The 20,915-nt window shown below is 73.1% G+C and carries 15 protein-coding genes and 1 pseudogene; 6 read left to right on the top strand and 10 right to left on the bottom strand.

Annotated elements, in window-relative coordinates; translation table 11 throughout:
- Positions 1–53 precede the first annotated feature (53 nt).
- Complete coding sequence (locus AB0K17_RS10620) at positions 54–1,679, top strand: AMP-binding protein (protein ID WP_365982787.1); 1,626 nt, start codon at positions 54–56, stop codon at positions 1,677–1,679.
- Here AB0K17_RS10620 and AB0K17_RS10625 read toward each other — a convergent pair.
- From AB0K17_RS10625 to AB0K17_RS10635, 3 genes and pseudogenes are all read right to left on the bottom strand, one after another.
- Positions 1,661–4,042: a protein kinase gene (locus AB0K17_RS10625; RefSeq protein ID WP_365982788.1), complete on the bottom strand. Its 2,382-nt coding sequence runs from the start codon at positions 4,040–4,042 to the stop codon at positions 1,661–1,663. The two genes, AB0K17_RS10620 and AB0K17_RS10625, sit on opposite strands and share 19 nt — an antisense overlap.
- A gap of 265 nt (positions 4,043–4,307) precedes the next feature.
- A pseudogene (locus AB0K17_RS10630) lies at positions 4,308–5,735 on the bottom strand (serine/threonine-protein kinase); the annotation flags it as partial.
- A 232-nt stretch (positions 5,736–5,967) separates the two neighbouring features.
- Positions 5,968–7,674, bottom strand: coding sequence for a glycerol-3-phosphate dehydrogenase/oxidase (locus tag AB0K17_RS10635; RefSeq protein WP_365965663.1), 1,707 nt, complete (start codon positions 7,672–7,674; stop codon positions 5,968–5,970).
- A 248-nt stretch (positions 7,675–7,922) separates the two neighbouring features.
- On the opposite strand from AB0K17_RS10635, the gene AB0K17_RS10640 reads away from it, so the two are divergent.
- Positions 7,923–9,194: a nucleotide sugar dehydrogenase gene (locus AB0K17_RS10640; RefSeq protein WP_365965733.1), complete on the top strand. Its 1,272-nt coding sequence runs from the start codon at positions 7,923–7,925 to the stop codon at positions 9,192–9,194.
- Positions 9,195–9,215: 21 nt separating this feature from the next.
- On the opposite strand, the gene AB0K17_RS10645 is transcribed toward AB0K17_RS10640, so the two are convergent.
- The 5 genes from AB0K17_RS10645 to AB0K17_RS10665 all read right to left on the bottom strand — a co-directional run bounded on the left by AB0K17_RS10645 (position 9,216) and on the right by AB0K17_RS10665 (position 14,879).
- Complete coding sequence (locus AB0K17_RS10645) at positions 9,216–10,319, bottom strand: rod shape-determining protein (RefSeq protein ID WP_365965664.1); 1,104 nt, start codon at positions 10,317–10,319, stop codon at positions 9,216–9,218.
- A 149-nt stretch (positions 10,320–10,468) separates the two neighbouring features.
- A complete protein-coding gene (locus AB0K17_RS10650; RefSeq protein WP_344435110.1) occupies positions 10,469–11,596 on the bottom strand; it encodes a GuaB3 family IMP dehydrogenase-related protein in 1,128 nt (375 codons plus the stop codon).
- A 186-nt stretch (positions 11,597–11,782) separates the two neighbouring features.
- Entirely contained in the window at positions 11,783–13,285 is a 1,503-nt protein-coding gene (guaB, locus tag AB0K17_RS10655; RefSeq protein WP_365965665.1) for an IMP dehydrogenase, read from the bottom strand.
- A gap of 145 nt (positions 13,286–13,430) precedes the next feature.
- Positions 13,431–14,006 carry a sigma-70 family RNA polymerase sigma factor gene (locus tag AB0K17_RS10660; protein WP_344435112.1) on the bottom strand — a complete coding sequence of 192 codons (576 nt, stop codon included), beginning with the start codon at positions 14,004–14,006 and terminating at the stop codon, positions 13,431–13,433.
- A gap of 261 nt (positions 14,007–14,267) precedes the next feature.
- A complete protein-coding gene (locus AB0K17_RS10665) occupies positions 14,268–14,879 on the bottom strand; it encodes a response regulator transcription factor (RefSeq protein ID WP_003948568.1) in 612 nt (203 codons plus the stop codon).
- Between the two features lie 421 nt (positions 14,880–15,300).
- On the opposite strand from AB0K17_RS10665, the gene AB0K17_RS10670 reads away from it, so the two are divergent.
- Positions 15,301–15,627 (top strand): WhiB family transcriptional regulator, encoded by a 327-nt coding sequence (locus AB0K17_RS10670; protein ID WP_344435113.1) that lies wholly within the window; start codon positions 15,301–15,303, stop codon positions 15,625–15,627.
- Between the two features lie 111 nt (positions 15,628–15,738).
- Here AB0K17_RS10670 and AB0K17_RS10675 read toward each other — a convergent pair whose 3' ends face one another.
- Positions 15,739–16,650 (bottom strand): LysR family transcriptional regulator, encoded by a 912-nt coding sequence (locus AB0K17_RS10675; RefSeq protein WP_365965666.1) that lies wholly within the window; start codon positions 16,648–16,650, stop codon positions 15,739–15,741.
- Between the two features lie 79 nt (positions 16,651–16,729).
- On the opposite strand from AB0K17_RS10675, the gene AB0K17_RS10680 reads away from it, so the two are divergent.
- The 3 genes from AB0K17_RS10680 to AB0K17_RS10690 all read left to right on the top strand — a co-directional run bounded on the left by AB0K17_RS10680 (position 16,730) and on the right by AB0K17_RS10690 (position 19,155).
- Positions 16,730–17,440, top strand: a complete 711-nt coding sequence (locus tag AB0K17_RS10680; protein ID WP_365982789.1) for an MOSC domain-containing protein — start codon at positions 16,730–16,732, stop codon at positions 17,438–17,440.
- A 125-nt stretch (positions 17,441–17,565) separates the two neighbouring features.
- Positions 17,566–18,339, top strand: a complete 774-nt coding sequence (locus AB0K17_RS10685) for an SDR family oxidoreductase (protein ID WP_365965668.1) — start codon at positions 17,566–17,568, stop codon at positions 18,337–18,339.
- A gap of 96 nt (positions 18,340–18,435) precedes the next feature.
- Positions 18,436–19,155 carry an ester cyclase gene (locus tag AB0K17_RS10690; RefSeq protein WP_365965669.1) on the top strand — a complete coding sequence of 240 codons (720 nt, stop codon included), beginning with the start codon at positions 18,436–18,438 and terminating at the stop codon, positions 19,153–19,155.
- A gap of 71 nt (positions 19,156–19,226) precedes the next feature.
- On the opposite strand, the gene groL is transcribed toward AB0K17_RS10690, so the two are convergent.
- Positions 19,227–20,849: a chaperonin GroEL gene (gene groL, locus AB0K17_RS10695; protein ID WP_365982790.1), complete on the bottom strand. Its 1,623-nt coding sequence runs from the start codon at positions 20,847–20,849 to the stop codon at positions 19,227–19,229.
- Positions 20,850–20,915 lie beyond the last annotated feature (66 nt).

Raw genomic sequence — 20,915 nt, forward strand, 5'->3', positions numbered from 1 at the left:
CACGACATTGCTGACGCACCATCAGGTGCGGGCCCGACGTCCTGGGGGTCGCCGTGCAGCACGTCATCACCGCTGAGGAGCCCGCCGGGGAGTCCGCCGGGGGCCTCGACCGCTCCCCCACCCTGTGGGAGCTCCTGACCCGCCGTGCCGCCCTCACCCCGGATGCACCGGCCTTCGTCCAGGCCGACTCGCCGGCCGCCGACGGCCCGGCCGGCGACCGGCGGATCACCTTCGGCGCCCTGCCCACCCGCGCCGAGGCGGTCGCCGCCTGGCTGCACCTGCTGGGCGTGCGGCCGGGCAGCCGGTTCGTCTGGCAGCTGCCCACCCGCATCGAGACCGTCGTCCTCAGCTTCGCGCTGGCGCGGCTCGGGGCGGTCCAGTCGCCCCTCGTCCCCGCCTACCGCGACCGCGAGGCCGGGCACGCGCTGCGGGCGACGGGTGCCGCCTTCCTCGCGGTGCCCGGGGTGCTGCGGGGCTTCGACCACACGGCGATGGCCCGCCGCCTGGCCCGCGCCCTGCCCGTGCCCCCGCTCGTCGTGACCGCCTACGACGCCCTGCCGGAGGCGGACCCCGCGCCGTTGCCGCCCCCGCCCACCGACGGCACGGAGGTCCGCTGGATCCACTGGACCTCCGGCACCACGGCCGACCCCAAAGGCGTCCTGCACTCGGACCGGAGCCTGATCGCCGCCGGGGCCCACCTCGCCGACGCGCTCGGAAGGACGGCCGCCGACGTGGGGTCCATGGCCTTCCCCTACGCGCACGTGGCGGGCCCGGACTACACGGTCATGGCGCTGCTGCGCGGCTTCCCGGTGGTGCTCTTCGAGCATTTCTCGCTGCCCGGCTCGCTGGGCGCCTACCGCCGCCACGGGGTGACGTTGGCCGGCGGCTCCACCGCGTTCTACTCGATGTTCCTCGCCGAGCAGCGCAAGGATCCCGGCCGCCGGATCATCCCCACCCTGAGGATGCTGGCGGGCGGCGGGGCGCCCAGGCCGCCGCAGCTGTACGACGAGGTGGTCCGCGAGCTGGGGTGCCGGCTCCTGCACGGGTACGGCATGACCGAGGCCCCCACCATCACCATGGGCCGCCCGCAGGACCCGCAGGAGCGGCTGGCCGGCACCGAGGGGCGGCCACCGCGGTCGGGCATGGAGATCCGCATCATCGCGCCGGACAGCACCACGGCACCCGCCGGCAGCGACGGGGAGGTGTGCCTGCGCGGGGAGGCGGTGTGCCGGGGCTACCTCGACCCCGCCCACACGGCCGAGGCGTTCGATGCCGACGGCTTCCTGCACACCGGCGACCGCGGGCACCTCACCGACGACGGCTTCCTCGTCCTGACCGGACGGCTGAAGGACGTCATCATCCGCAAAGGGGAGAACATCTCCGCGCAGGAGATCGAGCAGCTCCTCCACCGCCACCCGGATGTGGAGGACTGCGCCGTCATCGGCCTGCCGGACGCCGAGCGCGGCGAGCGCGTGTGCGCGGTCGTGCAGCAGCCGGCCGGGGCCCGGCCGCTGGCCCTCCGGGACGTCACGGACCATCTGCGCGCCGCCGGACTGGCCGTCCACAAGCTGCCCGAGCAGCTGGAGGTCGTCGCCGAGCTGCCGCGCAGCGGGACCCTGCACAAGGTGCTCAAGCAGCCGCTGCGCGAGCGGTTCTCGGCTCAGCCACCGGCGCGGTAGCTGGAGCGGGCCTGCTCGAAGAAGGTGTCGACCGAGCGCTGTTCGTCGATCGGTCCGCGCACCTGGATGACGTGGAAGCGGTCCCCCATCAGTACGGCGGCGTTGCGCACGTACACCTGACGGCCGCTGCTGTCGTTCCAGTTGAACGCGCCCTCGGCCGCTGCGGTGGTGCCGACGTCGACGCGCTTGAGGCCCGAGGCGCCCGACCACGACGACGAGCGGTAGGGGGCCAGCTCCGGTTCCTTGTCCTGCTGGTAGGCCATGGGGTCACGGCCGAACTCCGCCGCCTTGTCCCTGCCCGGCACCACGATCAGCTCGTAGTCGCCGCCGACGTAGACGACCTGGCCGCGCTCGTTGGCACCGCGGCGCTGCCAGTCCCGGGCGACGGAGACGGAGAAGCCCTCCGGGTCCGTGCGCAGGCCGAAGCCCTTGGCCGGGGCACCGGCCGCCGCGCCGCCCGCGGACGCCTGGTCCAGGATGTCCGCCGCGGCGCTGTTCCCCGGCGCCGCGCTCACGGCACCGGCCGAGCCCGTGCGGTCGCTCGGCGCCCGGTCGGCACTGTCGTCCGCGCGCGGCATGAACAGCAGGGCGTAGACCACGGCGCCGATGAGCGTGAGCAGGATGAGGCCCACGAGCAGCCGGCCGAGGCGGTAGGGGGCCGGGGCGGTGCGTACGTCCTCCTGGCGCAGGTGCCCGGTGGTCTCCGCCGGACCGCGCTCCGCCTCGCGCGCGGTGCGCTTGTGGCGCCCGTGCACCACGGCCTGCCGGGCGGCCCCGGCCGGGGCCCGGCCACGGCGGCGCCGGACCAGCTCGCCGCGGCGCCGCACGACCGGCAGTCGGCGCGCCTCGGCCGCGGGCGCGCCGATCGAGGGCACCGTGACCGTACGGCTTCCCAGGTCGGGCTCGGGTGCGGAGCGGATCAGGGAGCGCAGCCAGCCGCGCAGTTCCTCGAAGTCGGGGCGCTCCGCCGGGTCCTTGCGCATGAGGGACTCCACGACGGGCCGCAGCGCACCGCACTCCTCGGCGTACGCGGGCGGCTCGGCGCACACGACCTGGACGAGCTCGGCCGTGCTGTCCTCCGGGTAGGGGGCGTGCCCCTGCACGGCGCGGAAGAGCAGGGCGCCCAGCGCCCACAGGTCGGCGGCGGGGCCGACGGGCGGGGCGAGCTGCCAGTTCTCCTGCACGGGCCAGGCCTGTTCGGGCGCCCAGCGCTCGGTGACGGCGCCCACGACGAGCATGCGGGCCTGGCGGGCCCGTTCGGCGGCGAGGGCGTCGGCCGGTCCGGCCGGCAGGTCCCAGCCGCCCCGGGCCGCCGTCCCGGGCGACGTGGCCGGCTGTGGGGCGGCATCCTTGCGGCCCGGCTCCGGCTCCGGGCCGGGCAGCAGGGCGTCCGGCCGGCCCGGCGGGGTGCTCTCGGGCGCGGGCGCGGTGCCGCTGGCGGCGCTGCCGCCGCCCCAGGTCGAGGCCCCGGTGGCCGGTGCGGCTCCGGCCCGGGCCGCCGCCTTCGCGGCGGCGGCGCGGGCGGCCGCGTGATAGGCGGCGATGGCACCGGACCGCACGGCGCGGGGGTCGAGCCCGCCGGTGCGCCCCGGGCCGGCGCCGTCGCGCCCGGGCCCACCGGCGGCCCCTTGGTCGCGGTACGCGGGCCCGCCCTGCCGCGGCACGGCGGCGGCCCCGCCGCCGGCCGTCGCGCCGGCCGTCCCGCCACGGTTCGCCGCAGGGCCCGGGGGCACGGCGTTCGTCTGCGGCACGCGGGGGCGGGGGACGGGGTCGTAGCCGCAGAGGGCCTCCTCGGCCGCGCCCGCGGCCAGACCGGTGAGGATGGCGCGGCCGTCGTCGCAGATGAGGACCGTGCGGGCGGTGATGTTGCGGTGCGTCCAGCCCTGGTTGTGCAGGGTCCGCAGGGCGGTCAGGACGTCGGCGGCCACCTCGGCCGCCCGGTGCGGGCTCAGCGTGCGCTCGGCGAGGACGGCGGCCAGCGGGCGTGCGGAGACCAGTTCGCTGACGACCCAGAGGCTGCCGGCCTCGACGAAGACGTGGAAGACCTGGTCGAGCCGGGGGTGGTCGGGGATCTGCGCGGCGGCGGTGGCGGCCGTCAGGGCCCGGCGCACCGCGGGGCCGTCGGCGCCCCGGCCCCGTCGTACGCCGCGGCGCGGGGCGTCCTCCCCCACGGCCTCCGCGCCCAAGGCATCCGCGCCCACGACCTCCGCGTCGACGACCTCCGGCAGCGGCACCTGCCGGACGAGGACCTCCTGGCCGCTGTAGGTGTCGAAGGCTCTCGTCTCGACGAACTCGTACGCATCGGACGGGGGCTGCGGCAGACGGTAGCGGTCGGCGAGCACCCGGCCCGCGTAGTCGTCCACGACGCCTCCCCGATCGTGCGATCCCCTCGTGCCCACCGTGCGGCCCGGCACTGCCCCGAACGACCGTCAAAGGCGGTCGGCACGCGACGCTTTGACGGGCGCCTCGCGGTCCCGTACGGATGCGTACGGTCCCCGGTCCTTCACGATACGTGCCGGGCCGGCCCCTCAGGGCCCGTACGGCTCAGTACGTCCCGGCCGGTCCGCCGGCGGCCGGGGTGCCCGGGGTGGTCAGCACGAGCGCGGCCTTCTTGTGCGGCGCGGGGGAGCCGCCCTTGTCCTCGTCCTTGCCGCCGCTCAGGGAGATGGCGAGCACGGTGCCGATGACGACGAGGACGACGACGACCGCCGCCGCGAGCAGGACCTTGCGCGGGACGACGTCGGTGAGGGAGGCCCGGCCGTACGTCGTGCCGCCGCGCAGGCCACGGGCGCCCCGGGCGCCGGCGGCGACGCTGCCCACGCGCAGCTTCAGGGGCTGCCCGGACTCCTCCGAGCGCGCGGCCGACGCGCTCACCGCGTCGATGTCCTGCAGGGGCCGGAAGGCGCCGCGGTGGCGCGCTCCGGCGCCGTCGCCGGAGCGCGCGGCGCCCGTGCGCCCGGCCGAACCGGCCGAACCGGCCGGGCCGGCCGGGCCGGCCGCCGGGGACGAGCCCGCCGCACCCCGCGGCAGGGAGGGTGCGGAGGACGGCGTGCGCTGCGTGCGCTCCCCGCCGGACTCCCGCTTGCCCGCCTTCGCCGGCGCGGCGGACGCGCCGCCCGCGGCGCGGGCCGGCTTGTCCGGTATGGACGGCATGGCGATCGCCTGCGTCGCCTCCAGGTCCGGGTCGCGCTTCGGCTTCTTCACCAGGTGCTCGTCGGGGGCGTTGACCGCGTCCGTCAGCAGGGCGCGGGCACCGGCCTCGTCCAGGCGCTTGTGGGCGTCCTTGGCCAGCAGGCCGTACATGACCTCGGCCAGCGGGCCGGCGTTCTTCGGCGGGCCCAGCGGCTCGGTCATCACGGCGGTCAGGGTCGCTATGGCCGACCCCTTGTCGTACGGCGGCGCGCCCTCGACGGCCGCGTACAGCAGGCCGCCCAGCGACCACAGGTCGGCCGGCGGGCCCGGCTTCTGGCCCCGGGCGCGCTCGGGGGAGATGTAGGAGGGGGCGCCCACCAGCATGCCGGTGGAGGTGACGGAGGGGTCGCCCTCGACCTGGGCGATGCCGAAGTCGGTGAGGACGACGCGGCCGTCGTCCGCGATGAGCACGTTGGACGGCTTCACGTCGCGGTGCAGGATGCCCTCGCGGTGGGCGGCCCGCAGCACGTCGAGGACGGCGAGGCCGACTTCGGCGGCTCGGCGCCAGTGCAGCGGACCGTCCTCGCGGATGACGTCGGCGAGCGAGCGGCCCTCGATGAGCTCCATGACGATCCACGGCCGGTCGTCCTCGTGGACGACGTCGTAGACCGTGACGGCGCCGGCGCTGCGGATGCGGGCGATGGCCTTGGCCTCGCGCAGCGTGCGCGTGATGAGGCGTCGCTTCTCGTCCTCGTCGATGTTGGCCGGAAAACGCAGCTCCTTCACTGCGACGACCCGGCCCAGGGTCTCGTCCGTGGCACGCCAGACGGTGCCCATACCACCGCGCCCGAGGACGCCTCCGAGGCGATAACGCCCGGCGAGGAGGCGCCCTGTCGTGCCCTGCGTCTGCTCCGCCTCCGACATGCGTCCCCTCTGGCAATCAGCTCTGCGACCAACCGACCCTGGCAGAGCGACCATTGTCTCTCATCCGCGGACCGGTGGAAGGCCAGGGTCCGAGAGCCCCGGTGACGAGTGCATGCCGAGGTGCCCGGCGACGCCTCCGCGGCTCCCTTTGGGAGGACTTCCTTCCGGAACGTCCGGTTCCCGTTGCTGCCGCCCTGTCACAAGACGGTCACCGCCAGCCCTTACGCGCCACTCACACCGGCTGGATGTCCGGCGCCCCCAGCCGGGCCGCGTCCGCCGTCAGGTCGTCCGGCTGGCGCTGCGACTCGCGTTCGGCCTCCACGCGCTTCTCGTAGTGCTCGACCTCCTTGTCGACCTGGGACGCGTCCCAGCCCAGCACCGGCGCGATGAGCTCGGCGACCTCGCGGGCGCAGCGCGTACCGCGGTCGAAGGTCTCGATGGAGATCCGCGTGCGCCGGGTCAGCACGTCGTCCAGGTGCCGCGCCCCCTCGTGCGAGGCCGCGTAGACGACTTCCGCCCGCAGGTAGTCGTCGGCGCCCGTCAGCGGCTCGCCCAGCGACGGGTCGGCGGTGACGTAGGCGAGCACCTCGTCGACCAGCGACCCGTAGCGGTTGAGCAGGTGTTCGACGCGGGCCACGTGCAGGCCCGTGCGCACCGCGAGCCGTGCCCGGCCGTTCCACAGCGCCCGGTAGCCCTCGGCGCCCACGAGCGGCACGTCCTCGGTGACGCAGTCGGCGACCCGCTGCGAGAGCCCGTGCACGGCCTCGTCCACGGCGTCCTTGGCCATCACGCGGTACGTGGTGTACTTGCCGCCCGCCACGACCACCAGCCCCGGCACCGGGTGGGCCACCGTGTGCTCGCGCGAGAGCTTGCTCGTCGCGTCCGACTCGCCGGCCAGCAGCGGGCGCAGCCCCGCGTAGACACCCTGCACGTCGTCGCGGGTGAGCGGCACGCCCAGCACCGAGTTGACGTGTTCGAGCAGGTAGTCGATGTCGGCACTGGAGGCGGCCGGGTGGGCCTTGTCCAGGTCCCAGTCGGTGTCCGTCGTACCGATGATCCAGTGCCTGCCCCAGGGGATGACGAAGAGCACGCTCTTCTCGGTACGCAGGATCAGCCCGGTGGTGGAGTGGATGCGGTCCTTGGGCACTACCAGGTGGATGCCCTTGGAGGCCCGCACGTGGAACTGGCCGCGCTCGGCGATGAGCTGCTGGGTGTCGTCCGTCCACACGCCCGTGGCGTTGACGACCTGCCGGGCACGGATCTCGAACTCGCCGCCCTGTTCGAGGTCGCGCACCCGGGCACCGACCACCCGCTCGCCCTCGCGCAGGAAGCCCACCACCCGCGCGCGGTTGGCGGCATCGGCGCCGTAGGCGGCGGCAGTGCGCACGAGGGTGGTGACGTAGCGGGCGTCGTCCATCTGCGCGTCGTAGTACTGCAGGGCGCCCACCAGGGCGTCCCTGCGCAGGCAGGGTGCCACCCGCAGCGCCTTGCGGCGGCTGAGGTGGCGGTGCACCGGCAGCCCGCGGCCGTGCCCGGACGACAGCGACATCGCGTCGTACAGCGCCACGCCCGAGCCGGCGTACAGGCGCTCCCATCCTCTGTGCTGCAGCGGGTAGAGGAAGGGCACCGGCTTGACCAGGTGCGGGGCCAGGCGCTGCAGCAGCAGGCCGCGCTCCTTGAGCGCCTCGCGCACCAGGGCGAAGTCGAGCATCTCCAGATAGCGCAGACCGCCGTGGATGAGCTTGCTGGAGCGGCTGGAGGTGCCCGCGGCCCAGTCCCGGGCCTCGACGAGGCCGGTCGCGAGCCCACGGGTGGCCGCGTCCAGCGCGGTGCCGGCGCCCACGACGCCGCCGCCGACCACCAGGATGTCCAGTTCCCGCTCCGCCATCCGGGCGAGCGCCTCGCCGCGCTCGGCCGGCCCGAGTGTCGCTGTCCTCACCACTGCCTCCCGCCTGGCCGCTTCCGCGTACCCGCCGCGCGGGCGAGTACCCGTCCTCTCTTCGATGCTGCCCCAGATCGGCCGCCCGGGCCGTGCGCGAGCCGCCCGGCCGGGGCCCCGGACACCACACCCGGCACACCTGGGCAATACCGGATATCAGTCATATATCCGCCTAACCTGATGTAACGGCCGAGCCCCGCCGGACGTCCCCCTTCCGGGAAGGACCGCATCGCCCCATGCCCGCCGCCATGCCCGCAGACCTCGCCGTCATCGGCCTAGGCCACCTCGGCCTCCCGCTCGCCCGGGCCGCGACCGACGCCGCCATCCCCACCGTCGGCTACGACACCGACGCCCGCACGGTCGCCGAGCTGCGCGCGGGCCGGGTGCCCTCCGGCGGCGCCGACGGCTTCACCGCGGGAGTCGTGCGCCGGATGGTCGCCGCCGGCTTCCGCGCCACCACCGAGGACGCCGAGCTCGGCAGGGTCCGTACGGCCGTGATCTGCGCACCCACCCGGCTGGGCGAGGACCGGGCACTGGACCTCGGCGCCGTCGGCGACGCCGCCCGCGCCCTGGCTCCCCGGCTGCGGCCGAACACCACTGTTGTCCTGGAGTCCACCGTCTACCCGGGCGCCACGGAGGAATACCTGCGTCCCATCCTCGAAAGCGGCTCCGGGCTGCGCGCGGGCCGCGACTTCCACCTGGCCTACTCCCCCGGCCGCCTGGACCCGGGCAACCGCCTCCACGGCCTGGCCAACACCCCCAAGGTCATCGGCGGCCTGACCCCCGCCTGCACCGAGGCCGCCGCCGCCTTCTACGGGCGGATCTGCGAAAAGGTCGTCCGGGCCCGCGGCCCGCGCGAGGCGGAGGCCGTCAAGATGCTGGAGAGCAACTACCGGCACGTCAACATCGCGCTGGCGAACGAGATGGCCGTCTTCTGCCACGACATCGGCATCGACCTGTGGGACGTCCTGCGCTGTGCCGAGACCAAGCCGTTCGGCTTCCAGGCCTTCCGCCCCGGTCCCGGCGTCGGCGGCCACGGCGTGCCCATCGACCCCGGCGCTCTGCCCTCCTACCGCAGCCGTGGCCTCGGCGACCCGCTGCGCCTGGTGGAGATGGCCCAGGAGATCAACGGGCGCATGCCCCGCTACGTCATCCAGCGCTGCGCCGCGCTCCTCAACGAGCACGGCAAGTCCGCGCGCGGCGCCCGCGTCCTGCTGCTGGGCGTCAGCTACAAGCCCGACGTCGCCGACCAGGAGGGCTCGCCGGCCCACGAGATCGCGGTCCGGCTGATGAAGATGGGCGCCCTGCTGAGCTACCACGACCCCTACGCCGCCCACTGGCACGTACTGGGCCGGCCCGTGCCGCGGGCGGACTGCCTCTACGAGGCCGCGGCCGAGGCGGACCTGACGGTGCTTCTGCAGCACCACTGCACGTACGACCTGCAGGGGCTCGCGGTCAAGGCGCAGCTGCTGCTGGACACCCGGGGCGCGAGCCCCGCCGGTTCGGCACACCGCCTGTAGGGCGGGTGCGCCGGAAGGCGCCTAGAGGCGGCCGGTGGAGAGCATCCGCGGCTGGGCGTCGAGCACCGTCCGCAGCGAGGCGAAGTTCTCCACGCAGCGGCCCGTGCCCACCGCGACGCAGTCCAGCGGGTCGTCCGCGATGAGCACCGGGATGTCCAGCTCGCGGCTGAGCCGCACGTCCAGCCCGCGCAGCAGTGCACCGCCGCCGGTCAGGACGATGCCGCGGTCCATGATGTCGCCGGAGAGCTCCGGCGGCGTCTCGTCGAGGGTCTGGCGCACGGCCATCACGATCGCGTCCACCGGCTCGGTGAGCGCGTGGCGGATCTCGTCGGCCGTCAGCTCCAGCGTCTTGGGCAGGCCGCTGACCTGGTCGCGGCCGCGGATGGTGGTGCGGTCCGAGGGCGCGAGGCCCTGGGTCTCCTCGGAGTCGCCGATCGCGCCGTTGGCGGGGGCCCAGTAGACCGGCGAGGCCGAGCCGATGGTCATCTTGAGCTCCTCGGCGGTGCGCTCACCGATCGCGAGGGCGTACTCCTTCTTGACGTACGACATGATGGCCGCGTCCATCGCGTCGCCCGCCGTGCGCACCGAGCGGGCGGTGACGATGCCGCCCAGCGAGATGACGGCGACCTCGGTGGTGCCGCCGCCGATGTCGACGACCATGCAGCCGGTCGGCTCGCTGACCGGCAGCCCCGCGCCGATCGCCGCCGCCATGGGCTCCTCCACCAGGTGCACCGCCCGGGCCCCGGCCTGGGAGGCGGCCTCGATGACCGCGCGCCGCTCGACGCCGGTGATGCCGGAGGGCACGCACACCACGACCCGCGGCCGCGAGAAGAAGCGGTTGCCCATCACCTTCTTGATGAAGTGCCGCAGCATCCGCTCGGCCACCTCGAAGTCGGCTATGACGCCGTCCCGCAGGGGGCGTATGGCGACGATGTTGGAGGGGGTCCGACCGATGGTCTCCTTGGCTTCCGAGCCGACGGAGAGCACACTGCCGTCTTCGGCGTTGACGGCGACGACCGAGGGCTCGTTGAGCACCACTCCCTTGCCCCGTACGTACACCAGCGTGTTCGCGGTGCCGAGGTCGATGCCCATGTCCCTGCCGCTGAACGACTTGCTTTGCGCCATAAGTCGCCAGTATTCCCTACGATCGAACCTTTATATGGCGCTCCTTTATACGGCACTGACGAACCGCCGACGAACAGTTCAGGCAAGACGAAGGGCCCGCACCGCGCCGTGGCGGTACGGGCCCGTTCGAAAGCCGACAGGGCGTGGCGTCAGCGGTTGTCGTGCTGCGACGGGGCGACCGTCACCTCGACACGCTGGAACTCCTTGAGCTCGCTGTAGCCGGTGGTGGCCATCGCGCGGCGCAGGGCGCCGAAGAAGTTCATGGAGCCGTCGGGGGTGTGCGAGGGGCCGAGCAGGATCTCCTCGGTGCTGCCGACCACGCCCAGGTTCATGCGCTTGCCGCGCGGCACGTCCTCGTGGACGGCCTCCATGCCCCAGTGGTGGCCGCGGCCCGGCGCGTCGGTGGCGCGGGCGAGCGGGGAGCCCATCATCACGGCGTCGGCACCGCAGGCGATGGCCTTGGGCAGGTCGCCGGACCAGCCCACGCCGCCGTCGGCGATGACGTGCACGTAGCGGCCGCCGGACTCGTCCATGTAGTCGCGGCGGGCGGCGGCCACGTCCGCGACGGCGGTGGCCATCGGGACCTGGATGCCCAGGACGTTGCGGGTGGTGTGGGCGGCGCCGCCGCCGAAGCCGACGAGCACGCCCGCGGCGCCGGTGCGCATCAGGTGCAGGGCCGCGGTGTAGGTGGCGCACCCACCGACGATGACGGGGACGTCGAGCTCGTAGATGAACTGCTTGAGGTTCAGCGGCTCGGCGGCGGACGAGACGTGCTCGGCGGAGACGGTCGTGCCGCGGATGACGAAGATGTCCACGCCGGCGTCGACGACGGCCTTGGAGAACTGGGCGGTGCGCTGCGGGGAGAGCGCGGCGGCGGTCACGACGCCGGAGTCGCGGACCTCCTTGATGCGCTGCCCGATCAGCTCCTCCTTGATCGGGGCGGCGTAGATCTCCTGCAGGCGGCGGGTCGCGGTGCGCTCGTCCAGCTCGGCGATCTCGGCAAGCAGCGGCTCGGGGTCCTCGTAGCGGGTCCACAGGCCCTCGAGGTTGAGCACGCCCAGGCCGCCCAGCTCGCCGATGCGGATGGCGGTCTCGGGGGAGACGACCGAGTCCATGGGGGCGGCCATGAACGGCAGCTCGAAGCGGTAGGCGTCGATCTGCCAGGCGATCGAGACCTCCTTCGGGTCGCGGGTGCGGCGACTGGGGACGACGGCGATGTCGTCGAAGGCGTACGCCCGGCGCCCGCGCTTGCCGCGCCCGATCTCGATCTCAGTCACGTCTGTGGCCTTTCCAATTGCTCTGGCGCTCCGTCTGCCGCATCCAGTATCCCCGAAGCGGCGGAGCCCGCGGCCTGGCGGTCGCGGGCTCCTGCGGCACTGTAGGAAGCTACGGCACTACTACCGGCGGGCGTACTGCATCTCCCGCGGGACGACCCCCGGGCCACCGGCCCGGCGGGCGCCGGGTCAGCGGCGCGAGTAGTTCGGCGCTTCCACCGTCATCTGGATGTCGTGCGGGTGGCTCTCCTTCAGGCCCGCGGAGGTGATCCGCACGAAGCGGCCCTTGTCCTTGAGCTCGGGGACGGTGGCGGAGCCGACGTAGCCCATGGAGGCGCGCAGGCCGCCGACGAGCTGGTGGGCCACCGAGGCCAGCGGGCCGCGGTAGGGCACCTGGCCCTCGATGCCCTCGGGCACCAGCTTGTCCTCGGAGAGGACGTTGTCCTGGAAGTAGCGGTCCTTGGAGTACGACCGGGCCTGGCCACGGGACTGCATCGCGCCCAGCGAGCCCATGCCGCGGTAGGACTTGAACTGCTTGCCGTTGATGAAGACCATCTCGCCCGGCGACTCCTCGCAGCCGGCCAGCAGCGAGCCCAGCATCACGGCGTCGGCACCGGCGGCGATCGCCTTGGCGATGTCGCCGGAGTACTGCAGGCCGCCGTCGCCGATGAGCGGCACGCCGGCCGCGTGGCAGGCCTGGGCGGCCTCGTAGATCGCGGTGACCTGCGGGACGCCGATGCCGGCGACGACGCGGGTGGTGCAGATCGAGCCGGGGCCGACGCCGACCTTGACGCCGTCCGCACCGGCGTCGATGAGCGCCCGGGCGCCGTCGCGGGTGGCGACGTTGCCGCCGACGACGTCGACGTTGATGTTGGACTTGACCTTGGCGATCATGTCGAGGATGCCGCGGCTGTGGCCGTGGGCGCTGTCCACGACGAGGAAGTCCACGCCGGCCTCGACCAGCGCCTGGGCGCGCTCGTACGCCTCGTCGCCCACGCCCACCGCGGCGCCGACGATCAGGCGGCCGCCCGCGTCCTTGGCGGCGTTCGGGTACTTCTCGGCCTTGACGAAGTCCTTGACCGTGATCAGGCCCTTGAGCACGCCGCTGTCGTCGACCAGCGGCAGCTTCTCGATCTTGTGGCGGCGCAGCAGCTCGATGGCGTCCTCGCCGGAGATGCCGACCTTGCCGGTGACCAGCGGCATCGGCGTCATGACCTCGCGCACGGCGCGGGCGCGGTCGGTCTCGAAGGCCATGTCGCGGTTGGTGACGATGCCGAGCAGCTTGCCGGCCTCGTCGGTCACCGGGACGCCGCTGATGCGGAAGCGGGCGCACAGGGCGTCGGCCTCGGCGAGCGTGGCGTCCGGGCGGACGGTGATCGGGTCGGAGACCATGCCGGACTCCGAGCGCTTGACCAGGTCGACCTGGTTGGCCTGGTCCTCGATGGAGAGGTTGCGGTGCAGGACGCCCACGCCGCCCTGGCGGGCCATGGCGATGGCCATGCGGGCCTCGGTGACCTTGTCCATGGCGGCGGACATCAGCGGGATGTTGACCCGCACGTTGCGCGAGACCCGGGAGGAGGTGTCCACGGTGTTCGGCAGGACCTCTGAGGCGCCCGGCAGCAGCAGGACGTCGTCGTATGTCAGACCGAGCATCGCGAATTTCCCGGGCAGTCCGTCGACGTTGTCAGTCATGACACCTTCCCAAATGGTCTTGCCCCAGCGAGGACTCCCATGCTAACGGCCGCCGCAGGGTGTCCCATCCCACGAGGAGTGAGGCCCGCATCACTTGGAGCTTCGTACGACGTGCCGTACGAAGGCACCGCGCGAGGCGGGCGGCTCACTGTTCGGCGAGCGCCCGCAGCCTGCTCAGCGCCCGGTGCTGGGCGACGCGCACGGCACCGGGCGACATGCCCAGCATCTGTCCCGTCTCCTCGGCCGTCAGCCCCACGGCGACACGCAGCAGCACGAGCTCCCGCTGGTTCTCCGGGAGGTTGGCGAGCAGTTTCTTGGCCCACTCGGCATCGCTGCTGAGCAGGGCCCTCTCCTCCGGGCCGAGCGAATCGTCCGGCTGCTCCGGCATCTCGTCGGAGGGCACGGCCGTGCTGCCCGGGTGGCGCATCGCGGCGCGCTGCAGGTCGGCGACCTTGTGGGCGGCGATGGCCACCACGAACGCCTCGAAGGGGCGGCCCGTGTCGCGGTAGCGCGGCAGGGCGCACAGCACCGCGAGGCAGACCTCCTGGGCCAGGTCGTCGACGAAGTGCCGGGCATCGCCCGGCAGGCGGGAGAGCCGCGTGCGGCAGTAGCGCAGCGCGAGCGGGTGCACCAGGGCGAGCAGGTCGTGCGTGGCCCGCCGGTCGCCCTCGGCTGCGCGGGCGACGAGCGCGCCAATGGCTGTCGTGTCGTCGTCGCGCATCGGTCCATGGTGCCGTGAAGCCGGATTCTCCGTGGCACCGCATCCATAGTTGTGCACCGAAGCGTTATGAGCGGGTGCGCCGGCGGTCATCTCCCGCACCTTCCCATCACGCCTGCCCGAGCCGTCCCCGAGGAACTCCATACCTCAAGGATGCGGCAGCGCGCGGGAAACGTGCAGCGGGCCGGGTGGCCGGGGCCTCGGGGGCGGAGCGCACGGCGCCCCGCCCCGCCCGCTCGCCCACCGGAACGGTCCGGCTCACGCCTACCGGACCAGTCCCCAGCGGAAGCCGAGCGCCACGGCGTGCGCACGGTCCGAGGCGCCCAGCTTCTTGAACAGGCGTCGGGCGTGGGTCTTGACGGTGTCCTCGGAGAGGAACAGCTCGCGGCCGATCTCGGCGTTGGAGCGGCCGTGGCTCATGCCCTCCAGCACCTGGATCTCGCGCGCGGTGAGGGTGGGCGCGGCGCCCATCTCGGCGGAGCGCAGCCGGCGCGGGGCCAGCCGCCAGGTGGGGTCGGCGAGCGCCTGGGTCACGGTGGCCCGCAGCTCGGCGCGCGAGGCGTCCTTGTGCAGGTAGCCGCGGGCGCCGGCGGCGACCGCGAGCGCGACGCCGTCGAGGTCCTCGGCGACCGTGAGCATGATGATCCGGGCGCCGGGGTCGGCGGACAGCAGCCGGCGCACGGTCTCCACTCCGCCGAGCCCGGGCATGCGTACGTCCATGAGAATGAGGTCCGAGCGATCGGCGCCCCAGCGGCGGAGGACTTCCTCGCCGTTGGCCGCCGTCGTCACGCGCTCGACGCCGGGCACGGTCGCCACCGCGCGCCGGAGCGCTTCACGGGCAAGCGGGGAGTCGTCGCAGACGAGGACGGATGTCATGGCCGCCCTCCGCAGCTGATGCGCGTCACCTTGAGCCTCCAGAGGCTGGTATTGGTCGTCACCTTGTGCGGTCGACGGCGCCGGGCCCTGCCACCCGCCCGGCTGCTTCATGCGTCAACCGCCTCCGCCCTCTCAACGACGGTCACCCGAAAGAGTTACGGGCTTGGTCGGCCGTGTTCGGCACTCTACGTGAGGGCGCGGACACGGAGCAGGGCGCACGGGGGGCGCCCTGCTCCCGGGCCAAGCTATGCCCCATTTGCCCGGTCGGACCTGTTTTTCTTCCCATTTGCCAGCGTCTGTGGCTAGATTCGCAATGAGTCATATTTTCATCTGCTCATACGGCAGATGGAGAGGCAGGTACCTGCACGGTTCGCTGCGGATCGCTTCGGCGGATTCGACGATCGCTTCGAGGGGACAAGCCATGGCAGATTTCTCCCGCCTCCCCGGCCCCAACGCCGACCTGTGGGACTGGCAGCTCTTGGCCGCCTGCCGAGGAGTGGACAGCTCGCTCTTCTTCCATCCCGAAGGCGAGCGGGGAGCAGCCCGCAGCGCCCGGGAGAACTCCGCCAAGGAGGTCTGCATGCGCTGTCCGGTACGCGCCGAGTGCGCGGCGCACGCGCTGGCGGTCAGGGAGCCCTACGGCGTGTGGGGCGGTCTGACGGAGGACGAGCGCGAGGAGCTCATGGGGCGCGCACGACACCGCCCCATCAACGCAAGCGGCGCGGGCGCGGGCGCGATGACCGCCTGAGCGCCCCTCCGAGCGCCCCCGCACGCATCCGCCGCGACGCGCGGCTCGGCGCGCCCAGCCCCGGCGTACGGCTCGGCGCTGCGCACACGTCGGCGTACGCCTCAGCGCCCCTCAGCGCCCCGCTGCGGCCACCAGACGGTCGAGCATGGCGCCGACCGCCGGCACCCGTGCGAGGTCCGGCAGGGTCAGGGCGACGATCTCGCGGTGCACCACGGGCTCGACCGGCACCGTACGAATGCCCTTGGGCCGGACCGACTCCAGGGCCAGCTCCGGCATGACCGCCACGCCCAGGCCGGCGCCCACCAGCCCGAAGACCGCCGGGTAGTCGTCCGTCGCGAAGTCGATGCGCGGCGTGAAGCCCGTCTCCTCGCAGACCTCCACCAGGTGCCGCCGGCACCGCGGGCAGCCGGCGATCCACGGCTCGCGCTCCAGATCCTGCATCGCGATGCGCTCCGCGCCCGCCAGGCGGTGCCCCTCGGGCACCACGCCGATGAGGCGGTCGCTGAGCAGGGGCCGTACGACGAGGTCGTCCCACTCGGCACCGGCCGCCGGATCGGCTCCGGGCACCTGGGGGTAGCGGAAGGCCAGCGCGATCTCGCAGTCGCCCTCCCGGAGCATCTGCACCGAGCGCGGCGGCTCGGCCTCGACCAGGGAGACGCGGGTGCCCGGGTGGGCGGCGCGCATCTCCGCGAGCGCGGTGGGCACGAGCGTGGAGCTGCCGCTGGGGAAGGACACCAGGCGCACCCGCCCGGCCCGCAGCCCCGCGATCGCCGCGATCTCCTCCTCGGCCGCGGTCAGCCCGGCCAGGATGCCGGAGGCGTGGCGCACCAGGGCCTGGCCGGCCTCGGTCAGGCGCATCTCCCGGCCGGTACGGATCAGCAGCGGGGTGCCGGCCGACTGCTCCAGGGCCTTCATCTGCTGACTGACGGCGGGCTGGGTGCAGCCGAGCTCACGGGCCGCGGCGGAGAAGGACCCGGTGGTGGCCACCGCGCGCAGCACCCTCAGGTGACGAGCCTCGATCATTCTTCGAGCATAAGGCCACCTTGGATCAGGAGGGAAATATCTGTTCGACGCTTTGAGCCGCACCCCATAGGCTTCGGCCATGTACGTGATCTCCGTGAACGTCGGCCGGAACGGCACGCTCGACCGCCCCGGCCACGAGGGCGCCTTCACCCCCGACCTGCCCAGCGGCATCGACAAGCGGCCCGTCGACGGGCCCGTCGCCGTCACCGCGCCCGGCCCGCGGGGCGTGGGCGGCAGCGGCCTCGCCGGGGACGCGATCGCCGACCTGCGCTACCACGGCGGCGACCACCAGGCGGTGTACGCCTTCGCCCGTGAGGACCTCGACGGCTGGGAGCGCGAGCTCGGCCGTCCGCTGCCGGCGGGCTCGTTCGGGGAGAATCTGACGACGCGGGGGCTGGACGTCAACGGGGCGCGCATCGGAGAGCGTTGGCGCATAGGTACGGATCTGCTGCTGGAGGTCTCCGCCCCGCGCATTCCCTGCCGGAAGTTCGCCGACTGGCTCAACGAGGCGGGCTGGGTGCGCCGCTTCACCCAGCAGGCCGCACCGGGGGCGTACCTGCGCGTCCTGGTGCCCGGCACCGTACGGGCGGGCGACCCCGTCACCGTCGAGCACCGCCCCGACCACCAGGTGACGATCGCGTACGCCTTCCGCGCCCTGACCACGGAGCGGGCCCTGCTGCCCGGTCTGCCGGCGGCCGGCGAGGCGCTGCCCCCGCACCTGCGCGAGAAGGCGCTCGCGTACGGCCCGGCACCGGTACCGGCTTCCGCGCCCGCGGAAGCACCCGCCTGAACAAGGGAAACAATGGCGCGAATGTGACGCACGGGTCGTCAGGAAACCGCCGTGGGGCGCCCGCAGGGGCGACGGCACCCCCGGGCGGGCAGCCGGGAGGGCGGCGCGAGCACTAACGTTCCTGTATGACGACTGCACTGATCACGGGAGCCACCGCCGGCATCGGCGCGGCCTTCGCACGCCGGCTGGCGGCCGACGGACACAACCTGGTCATCGTGGCCCGCGACGAGAAGCGGCTGGGCGAGCAGGCGACCGAGCTGCACGACCGCCACCGCGTCGAGGTGGAGGTGCTCCGCGCCGACCTGTCGCAGGACGAGGGCATCGAGGCGGTCGAGGCACGGCTGTCCGATCGCAAGAACCCGGTGGACCTGCTGGTCAACAACGCCGGCTTCGGCAACAAGGGCCGCTACCTCGAGGTGCCCATGGCCGACGAGCTGACGATGCTGAAGGTGCACTGCGAGGCGGTGCTGCGCCTGACCTCGGCCGCCACGGCGAGCATGCGCGAGCGCCGGCGCGGCGGCGTGATCAACGTGGCCTCGGTGGCGGCCTTCGTGCCGCGCGGCACGTACGGGGCCAGCAAGGCGTGGGTCGTGCAGTTCACCCAGGGTGCCGCGCGCGACCTGGCCGGCAGCGGGGTGCGGCTGATGGCGCTGTGCCCCGGGTTCGTACGGACGGAGTTCCACCAGCGGGCCGGCATGGGCACGGAGAACATCCCCGGCTGGCTGTGGCTGGACGCCGACAAGCTGGTGGACGCGGCGCTGAAGGACCTGGCGCGCGGCAAGGCGCTGTCCATTCCCGACCCGCGGTACAAGGCGCTGACCGGGCTGCTGAAGCTGGCCCCGCGCCGGGCGGTCTCGCGCGCCGGCTCCACGACGGGCCGCCGCTACGGGCCGAACTGAGCCCCGCAACCGATCACCGGCCCCGCTGCGCTGCTCCTCCCGGGTGATCCGCCAGGACTAACCTGGACATATCACCCGGGACCGGGGAGGCGTGCCATGACTTTCGTGCAAGTAGTCGACTGCAGGACCCGTCACTTCGACAAGATGAACCGGCTGATGGACGACTGGATCGCGCTCACCGAGGGAAAGCGCACCGCCACCCACTCCGTCGTCGGCCGGGACCACTCCGACGGTGACCACTACATCGAGATCATCGAGTTCCCCTCGTTCGAGAAGGCGATGGAGAACTCGAACCTCCCGGAGACCGACCGGGTCTTCCAGGAGATCGTCTCCCTCTGCGAGGGCCTGCCGTCCTTCACCGACCTCGACGTCGTGCGCGACGAACAGCTCGGCAAGTCGACCGTGCGGCGGTTCTTCGAGGAGGTGGCGGTCGGCGGCGACCTCGCACTCGTGGACGAGCTCTTCACCGACGGCTACCGCGACCACGACATCGGCAGGGCCGAGCCGATCGTCGGCCACGAGGCGATGAAACGGGACGTCACCGACTGGCGCGACGCCTTCGACTTCCGCTTCGACCTGCACGAGGAGCTGGCCGAGGGCGACCGGGTCGCCGTCCGCTGGACCTGGCAGGGCAGCCACCAGGGCGACTTCATGGGCCTGCAGCCCACCGGCCAGGAGGTGCGGATGGCCGGCACCACCGTCTTCCGGCTGGAGGACGGCAGGATCGCCGAGGGCTGGTGGACCTACGACCTGCTGGGCCTGCTGCGGCAGCTGGGCGGGGTCTCCCTCCAGCGCCATGTGCCGGCCGAGGGCTGAGAACGCGGCCGGGGCCCGGCCTCCCCGAAGGGAGGCCGGGCCCCGGCGCGAGCAGATCCGATCCGCAGGGATCAGTGGGCGTGGCCGTGACCGTGGCCGGCCTCCGCCTTCTCCTCTTCCTTCTTCTCGACGACCAGGGTCTCGGTCGTCAGCAGCAGGGAGGCGATGGAGGCGGCGTTCTCCAGGGCGGAGCGGGTGACCTTGACCGGGTCGATGACGCCGGCCTTCACCAGGTCGCCGTACTCGCCGGTCGCGGCGTTGAAGCCGTGGCCCTTCTCCAGCTCGGCCACCTTCGAGGTGATGACGTAGCCCTCGAGGCCGGCGTTCTCGGCGATCCAGCGCAGCGGCTCGACAACGGCGCGGCGGACCACGGCGACACCGGTGGCCTCGTCGCCGTCCTTGCCCAGGCCGCCCTCCAGCACCTTGGCGGCGTGGACCAGGGCGGAGCCACCACCGGAGACGATGCCCTCCTCGACCGCGGCGCGGGTCGCGGAGATGGCGTCCTCCAGACGGTGCTTCTTCTCCTTGAGCTCGACCTCGGTGGCCGCACCCACGCGGATGACACAGACGCCGCCGGCCAGCTTGGCCAGGCGCTCCTGCAGCTTCTCGCGGTCCCAGTCGGAGTCGGTGGTCTCGATCTCGGCCTTGATCTGGGCCACGCGACCGGCGACGTCCTCGCTGTTGCCGCCGCCGTCGACGATGGTGGTGTCGTCCTTGGTGACGGTCACGCGGCGGGCCGTGCCGAGCACGTCCAGACCGGCCTGGTCGAGCTTGAGGCCGACCTCCTCGGCGATGACCGTGGCACCGGTGAGGGTGGCCATGTCGCCCAGCATCGCCTTGCGGCGGTCGCCGAAGCCGGGGGCCTTGACCGCGACGGCGTTGAACGTGCCGCGGATCTTGTTGACGACCAGCGTGGACAGGGCCTCGCCCTCGACGTCCTCGGCGATGATCAGCAGCGGCTTGGAGCCACCACCCTGGATGATCTTCTCCAGCAGCGGGAGCAGGTCCTGGATGGAGGAGATCTTGCCCTGGTGGATGAGGATGTACGGGTCCTCGAGGACGGCCTCCATGCGCTCCTGGTCGGTGACCATGTAGGGCGACAGGTAGCCCTTGTCGAACGCCATGCCCTCGGTGAAGTCGAGCTCCAGGCCGAAGGTGTTGGACTCCTCGACGGTGATGACACCGTCCTTGCCGACCTTGTCCATCGCCTCGGCGATGAGCTCGCCGACCTGCTTGTCCTGGGCGGACAGCGCGGCAACGGCGGCGATGTCGGACTTCTCGTCGATCGGGCGCGCGGTGGCCAGCAGGTCGTCCGAGACGGCCTTGACCGCGGCGTCGATGCCCTTCTTCAGGGAGGCCGGGGAGGCGCCGGCGGCGACGTTGCGCAGACCCTCGCGGACCAGCGCCTGGGCCAGCACGGTGGCGGTGGTGGTGCCGTCACCCGCGATGTCGTTGGTCTTGGTCGCCACCTCCTTGACCAGCTGGGCGCCCAGGTTCTCGTAGGCGTCCTCGAGCTCGACCTCACGGGCGATGGTGACGCCGTCGTTGGTGATGGTCGGGGCGCCGAACTTCTTGTCGATGACGACGTTGCGGCCCTTGGGGCCGATCGTCACCTTCACGGTGTCGGCGAGCTTGTTGACGCCGCGCTCGAGCGCGCGACGGGCGTCCTCGTCGAACTTCAGGGTCTTGGCCATGGGTTACGTATCCTCGCGATCTCTCAACGAACTGCGCCCCGGGCGCCCGGCTGAATGGGCGCGGGA

This window comes from Streptomyces sp. NPDC049585 (genome assembly GCF_040675615.1).
GTDB classification, from domain to species: Bacteria; Actinomycetota; Actinomycetes; order Streptomycetales; family Streptomycetaceae; genus Streptomyces; species Streptomyces luteosporeus.